We start from the raw sequence: 6,462 nt of genomic DNA, 5'->3' as shown, positions 1-6,462 counted from the left end.
CGCGATGCGCGTCTCGTGCACCGGATTGACGTGCGAGAAGATGGTCATGAAGCAGATCGCTTCGACCTCGTCGGCGATCAGTTTTTTTGCGGCTGCAGAAACCTCGTGCTCATAGAGCGGCAGCACGACGTCGCCGAACTGGTCGATCCGCTCGGTGACGCCATGGGTGCGGCGGCGCGGCACCAGCGGATCGGGATGATGGTGGGTGACCGCATGCAGCCGGTCGGCGTAGGAATAATCGGCCCAGGCCTGCAGCCCGCGGCCCATCAGGATCATGTCCTCGAGGCCCTTGGTGGTGATCAGGCCGAGCCGGCGGCCGGTGCGCGACAACAGCGTGTTCAGCATGCCGGTGCCGGAATAGAGCACGACGTTGACGCCTGAAAACAATGATTCCAGCGAGATGCCCCAGGCATCCGCCGCGTCCTCGGCCGAGGCCAGAAAACCCTCGGCTTCGTTCTTCGGCGTGGTCGCCGACTTGCCGATCTTGAAGTGGCCGTCCTGATCGACAAGGATCGTGTCGGTCATGGTGCCGCCGGCGTCGATGCCGATGACGATTGGGTTGCCGACAATGGGGGCGGTGAGATTGGGTTGGGTCACGGTCGCCTCGGGATCTGGTCTAGGTTGACGCCAGGCTAGATTCATTGGATGGCCTCGCGCCATATGCCTAAAGACACAATGACGGTTGGGCTGACATCGCCGAGAAAAGGGCATGGGCATGGGCAATATCTGGGCGCCGCTCGCCAAAGCGATCGCCGCCATCGGCACGGACAGGCATGTCGACTGCCTGATCGACCTGATCGGCGCCGACATCGACCACGACCTCGTCACGGTGACGCGCTATTCGGCGACGCAGACACCCGAATTCATCAAGCACCGGCGCTTCTCGGATGAGATGGTCCGGCGCTATCTCCACAATTACTACGTGTTCGACCCGTTCTATGCCTCGTGGCGGCGCGAGCGCAGGTTGGGCATCATGCCGCTGAAACGGCTCGCCGACGACGAGGCCAAGCGCGGCCAGTACATTGCCGGCTTCCTGGCGCAGTCGGAGATCTGCGACGAGGTCGGCATCATGCTTGCCGATGGCGGCGACTGGTGCCTCGGCATCTTCCTCGACCGCTCGACCACGTCGTTCAAGGAGAGCGAGATCGCTTTGCTGGACGAGCGGTTGCCTGTATTCGAGGCGCTGCATGCGCTCGACATCAAGGCGCGCGGAACCAAATTCTCCCGCACGTCGGCGCCGACAGGCCCCGGCGCCTCGCCCCGGCAGGAGCCGACGATCCCGGCCAGTCTGTGGCCGGAGCTGTCGCTGCGCGAGCGGGAATTGGTTCAGTTGATCCTCGCCGGCCACCCGACGGCCAACATCGCCGAGCGCCTCGGCATCACCGTCGGCACGGTCAAGAACCATCGCCGGCGCATCTACGAGAAGCTCGACATCACCACCGAGCGGGAATTGTTTTTGCAGTTCTTCCAGCATCAGGCCGATCGCTAGCCGCTCGCTTACCCAGCCGATCCGCCAGCCGAATGCCTGATTTGCAGAGCCGCTCCCTCCGTGAATTGGTGCAGGGGGCTTGTCGCCGGAATGGCTCGAAAACTGGCTTCAAAATTCCTCTTGCGGAACGCCGCCGTCCCGGCTTAGTCTCGGCTTCGCACAGAAAATGAAATTTAATTCCATTTGTGCGGTGCCCGCAAGCCAGTGCAGTGCCCAGGAAAAGTGCCCGGACGCAATCGACTGAGAAAATATTTGATATATCATCTACCAGAACGGAAATAGCTGACATGGTCCAGCAGACATCGATCCAGCCATCGGCGCCCTGGTTGCGGCTCGACGTCGACGATTCGGACTGGAACGACGCCGAGGTTTCGAGCCTGGTGCGCTGGTATCAGCAGATGCTGCTCATCCGCCGTTTCGAGGAAAAAGTGCTCGATCTCGCCAATGCCGGGCTGGTGCATGGTCCGGCGCATGCCAGCATCGGACAAGAGGCGACGGCGGTCGGCGCCATGTCCGTGCTCGGTACGGGCGACCGCATCAACGGCACCCACCGCGCCCATCACCAGGTCTTGGCCAAGCTTGTCAACGCGCAGACGCCCGGCGGATTCGACCCGTTGCATGACGCTTTCAACCCGGACATGCAGGGCTCGGTGCGCGGCTTGATGGCCGAGATCATGGGCCTCAAGTCAGGCTATTGCGGCGGCCGTGGCGGCTCGATGCATATGCGCGACGATGCCTCCGGCATCCCTGGCACCAGCGCGATCATTGGCGGCAACCTGCCGCATGCGGCCGGCTATGCGCTGGCCGACAAGCTGCTCGGTACCGGCAACATCTCGGTCGCCTTTTTCGGCGACGGCACGATGATGGCGGGGCCGGCCTATGAGGCGATGAACATCGCCGCGCTCTACCGGCTGCCGGTGATCTTTTTCGCCGAAAACAATCTCTATGCCGTCTCGACGCACATCAACGAGCAGACGCGCGAGACGCGGCTGGCCTCGCGCGGACCTATGCTCGGCTTTCGCGGCATCGAATGCGACGGCATGGATGTGGTGGCGGTCCACCATGCCATGCGCGAGGCGCGCCGGGCGATCGAGGAAGACGGTGGCCCGGTGCTGGTCGAGGCGCTTTGCTACCGCTTCCTGCATCAGAGCGGCGCGCGCCCGGGTAGCGAATTCGGCTACCGCACGCGGGCCGAGGAAGACGCCTGGAAAGCGCGCGATCCGCTGGTCACGATGGCGGCTCGCCTGAAGACGATGGGCATTTTGAACGCTTCCGACCTCGGCACACTCGACCAGCGCGTCATGGAGGTGGTCAACACCGCTGCCGATTCGCTCACCGAAATGAGTGGCAACGCGCTGGGCATTCCCGACCATCTGTGGCCAGACCCAGGCGGCGTCGACAACCAGATACGCGGTGATCTTTCCGAACTGAAGGGCGAGCGTTTCCTCGAGATCGAGGATATGCCGCCAGCCGACACCAGGCCGGTCAAGTTCATGGTTGCCGCGTCCGAGGTGATTGCGCGCGCCATGGAAAAGGATTCGCGCATCATTATCATGGGCGAGGATGTGCACCGGCTGCGCGGCGGCGTTTCGGGCGCCACAAAGGGTGCGCTGGAACGCTGGCCGGAGCGTGTACTGGCAATGCCCATCGCCGAGAACGGTTTTGTCGGCGTGGCGCTGGGTGCAGCGCTTTGCGGGCTGCGGCCTATCGTCGAGATCATGTTCGGCGATTTCTGCCTGGTTGCCGCCGACCAGCTGTTCAATGCGGTCAGCAAGGTGCGCCACATGTTCGGCGGCGGCTTCCCGGTGCCGATCGTGATCCGGGTGCGCGTCTCGCCGCACACCGGCTACGGCTCGCAGCATTCGGGCGATCCGTCTGGCCTGTTCGCGCTGTTTCCCGGCTGGCGCATCGTCGCCCCGACGACGCCCTTCGACTATATCGGCCTGATGAATTCGGCGCTGAAATGCGACGATCCGGTCGTCGTCATCGAGCATGTCGAACTGTTCCCGAGCGAAGGGCCTGTGCCTGCGGATGACCGCGATTATTGCGTGCGACTCGGCAAGGCGAAAACCGTCAGGCCGGGCAGTGCCTGCACCTTGCTCACCAGTGCCAGCATGGTCGCCGTCGCCAAGCAGGTGGTCGAGGAGACCGGCGTCGATGCCGAGATCATCGATCTGCGCAGCCTCGACCCGACCGGGCTCGACTGGCCGCTGGTGGAGGCCTCGATCCGCAAGACCAACCGGGTGGCCGTCGTCGAGCAGGTGCAGCGTGGACTGTCGCTTGGCGGACGGCTGACACAAGAGATTCAGGATCGCGTGTTCGACTATCTCGATCACGAGATCCTGCATGTGACGGGAAGCCTCTCGGCTCCCGTCGTATCGGCCCCGCTCAACCGCGCCGCACTGGGCGGCGCTGATAAGCTCAAGGCCGCGCTTCAATCCCTCATTGCCGTGGGTGGATAGAGCAACGCATTGCCACAAAGATCTGACAAGAAAATGGGAGAATGAAATGGACATGACGATCCTACCAAGAGCCAAGACCAGGGCGACGATGCTGGCGGCCGTGCTGCTGGCCACCAGCGCCTTCTGGGCGCCTGCCACCTTCGCGCAGGACAGCAAGCCGCTGGTCATTGCGCGTAACATCGACCTCAATTCGCTCGATCCGCACCGCGCCTTCTGCGACACCTGCCAGATCTACAATTCCAGCGTCTACGAATCGCTGCTGACGCTGGACAAGGACAACAAGCTGATCCCGCTGCTCGCCTCGAAGTGGGAAGGCAATGCCGACCAGAGCAGCTTCACCTTCACGCTCGACCCGGCCGCCAAATTCTCGGACGGTTCGCCTGTCGAAGCCAAGGACGTCAAATGGTCCTGGGAGCGGCTGAAGAACCTCAAGGGCAGCGCCTCGTTCCTGATGGACAATGTCGCCTCGATCGAGACTCCGGACGCGCATACGGTCGTCGTCAAGATGGTCGCGCCGAGCTCCGAATTCCTCAACATCGCGGCGGCGCCCTACGCAGCGGTCGTCAACAGCAAGGTTGCTTCCGAAGCCGGCGCCAAGGCCGATGCGGACGCCTCGACGACAGACAATGCCGAGGCCTGGTTCCTGGCCCATTCGGCCGGCAGCGCGCCGTTCGTGCTGAAATCCTATGAGCCCAATTCGGAACTGCGGCTGGCGCGCAACGACAAGTACTGGCGCACGGCGCCGGCGCTGAGCGAAGTCGTCATACGCCAGACCAAGGATGCGGTGGCGCAGGCGCAGATGCTGCAGAGCGGCACCGCCGATATCGCCATGCAGATCGACCCGGACACGGCCAAGACGATGACCGGCAGCGACGTCAAGATCGAGACCGTGCCGTCCTACAACTTCATCTATGTGGCGCTGTCGCCCGGCGCCAAGGCCAACAAGGTGCCGCTGACGCCCGAAGTGCGCGAGGCCATTTCGCTCGGTCTCGACCGTCCTGCTATCCTCGACTTCACCATCGGCTCCGAGGGTCAGCTGATCAGCGCGCCGATCCCGCTCGGCTTCCCCGGCGGTTCGGGCTTCGAGGCGCAGCCCTATGACGTTGCCAAGGCAAAGGAACTTCTGGCCAAGGCCGGACACGCCGACGGCTTCGAGATGGAGGCAGCGTTCCCCGGCATGAACGTCTACGGCGTCGATCTCTCGCTCTTGATGCAGAAGGTCCAGCAGGATCTGGCCAAGATCAACATCAAGCTCGACCTGCAGCCGATCCCCTTCGCCAATTGGCGCGAGCGCGTCAATGGCGACGGCATCCCGATGACGGCGGTGTTCTACGCGCCGGACTATTACGGCACCTCGCAATACATCGACTATTTCGCAATGACGAAGGGCAGCCCTTGGTCGCGCCGTGCCGGCGCGGAGCGCGACCCGTCGGTGCTCAACCCGAAGGAAGCGGATATCTACAAGGCAGCCCTTGCGGCAAGCGGCGACGAGGCCGCCAAGCTGTGGCACCAGGCCGGCGAGGAGATGATCAAGGACAGGATCATCCTGCCGCTGATCAGCCCGAACCTGATCCTGGCCTACAAGTCGGACGTCAAGGGCGTGCGCTACAGCGCCTGCTGCAACCTGCCGCTGGCAGAACTCAGCCACTGAGCAAAACAATACGGGGAGGCGACAGTCGCCTCCCTGTTCTCCATCCCGGAAGGCCAGCAAATCCTGTTCTTCCAACATCAAATTCAATATATGATATATCAATGAGCGGAGACCTCGTCATGCCTTCCCTGATCAACTCCAAGGACCAGTTGCTGCGCGAGCGTGCGGCCTCGGTCATTCCGGGCGGCATGTGGGGACACATGGCGACGCGCTATCTCGGCTCCGCCTATCCACAATTCTTCGAACGCGCCGACGGCTGCCGGGTCTGGGACGTCGACGGGCACGAATACATCGACCTGATGTGCAGTTGGGGGCCCAACATTCTCGGCCACCATCATCAAGCAGTCGAAGAGGCTGCCGCCCGGCAGCGTCGCCTCGGCGATGCGATGAACGGCCCCGGCGAGGTATTGGTCGAACTGGCGGAGCTGCTGGTCAAGACGGTCGCGCATGCCGACTGGGCAATGCTGCAGAAGAACGGCACCGACGCCACCACGGCCTGCGTGACGATCGCGCGCGCCGGCACCGGCCGACGCAAGGTGCTGGTCGCGCGCGGCTCCTACCACGGTGCCGTGCCGTGGTGCACGCCATCGCTGGCCGGCGTCACCGCCGAGGACCGCGCCCATCTGATCCATTTCGACTACAATGACGTCGCCAGCCTCGAAGTGGCCGTCGAGCAGGCCGGCAACGATCTCGCTGCTGTCGTCGTCACTGCCTTCCGGCACGACATCGCCCGCGACCAGGAACTGCCGACCGCCGCCTTCGCCAAACGGGCGCGCGAACTCACCACCGCTGCCGATGCGGCATTGATCGTCGACGATGTGCGCGCCGGCTTCCGCATCGACCTCGCCGGCAGCTGGGAG

General features: G+C 63.5%; 5 protein-coding genes. 4 read left to right on the top strand and 1 reads right to left on the bottom strand.

From position 1 onward, the window contains the following. Positions 1 to 597 (bottom strand): hydantoinase/oxoprolinase N-terminal domain-containing protein (locus tag EN969_RS12270; protein ID WP_281060006.1); only part of this gene is annotated, 597 nt, incomplete at its 3' end. Between the two features lie 112 nt (positions 598 to 709). Between EN969_RS12270 and EN969_RS12265 the strand changes: the two genes are divergently transcribed. The 4 genes from EN969_RS12265 to EN969_RS12250 form a co-directional block, all read left to right on the top strand. Further along, positions 710 to 1,489, top strand: coding sequence for a helix-turn-helix transcriptional regulator (locus EN969_RS12265; RefSeq protein WP_063169873.1), 780 nt, complete (start codon positions 710 to 712; stop codon positions 1,487 to 1,489). A gap of 287 nt (positions 1,490 to 1,776) precedes the next feature. Beyond that, positions 1,777 to 3,951: an alpha-ketoacid dehydrogenase subunit alpha/beta gene (locus tag EN969_RS12260; RefSeq protein ID WP_063169872.1), complete on the top strand. Its 2,175-nt coding sequence runs from the start codon at positions 1,777 to 1,779 to the stop codon at positions 3,949 to 3,951. Between the two features lie 88 nt (positions 3,952 to 4,039). Further along, positions 4,040 to 5,602, top strand: coding sequence for an ABC transporter substrate-binding protein (locus EN969_RS12255; protein ID WP_164747171.1), 1,563 nt, complete (start codon positions 4,040 to 4,042; stop codon positions 5,600 to 5,602). 119 nt (positions 5,603 to 5,721) lie between these two features. After that, on the top strand, positions 5,722 to 6,462 hold a 741-nt coding region (locus EN969_RS12250), incomplete at its 3' end, for an aminotransferase class III-fold pyridoxal phosphate-dependent enzyme (RefSeq protein WP_127419147.1).

It is taken from the genome of Mesorhizobium sp. M7A.F.Ca.CA.003.01.2.1 (assembly GCF_003998945.1).
Lineage (GTDB): Bacteria > Pseudomonadota > Alphaproteobacteria > Rhizobiales > Rhizobiaceae > Mesorhizobium > Mesorhizobium ciceri.
The sequence above is the reverse complement of the archived record's forward strand: the minus strand, read 5'-3'. Positions and strand labels throughout refer to the sequence as shown.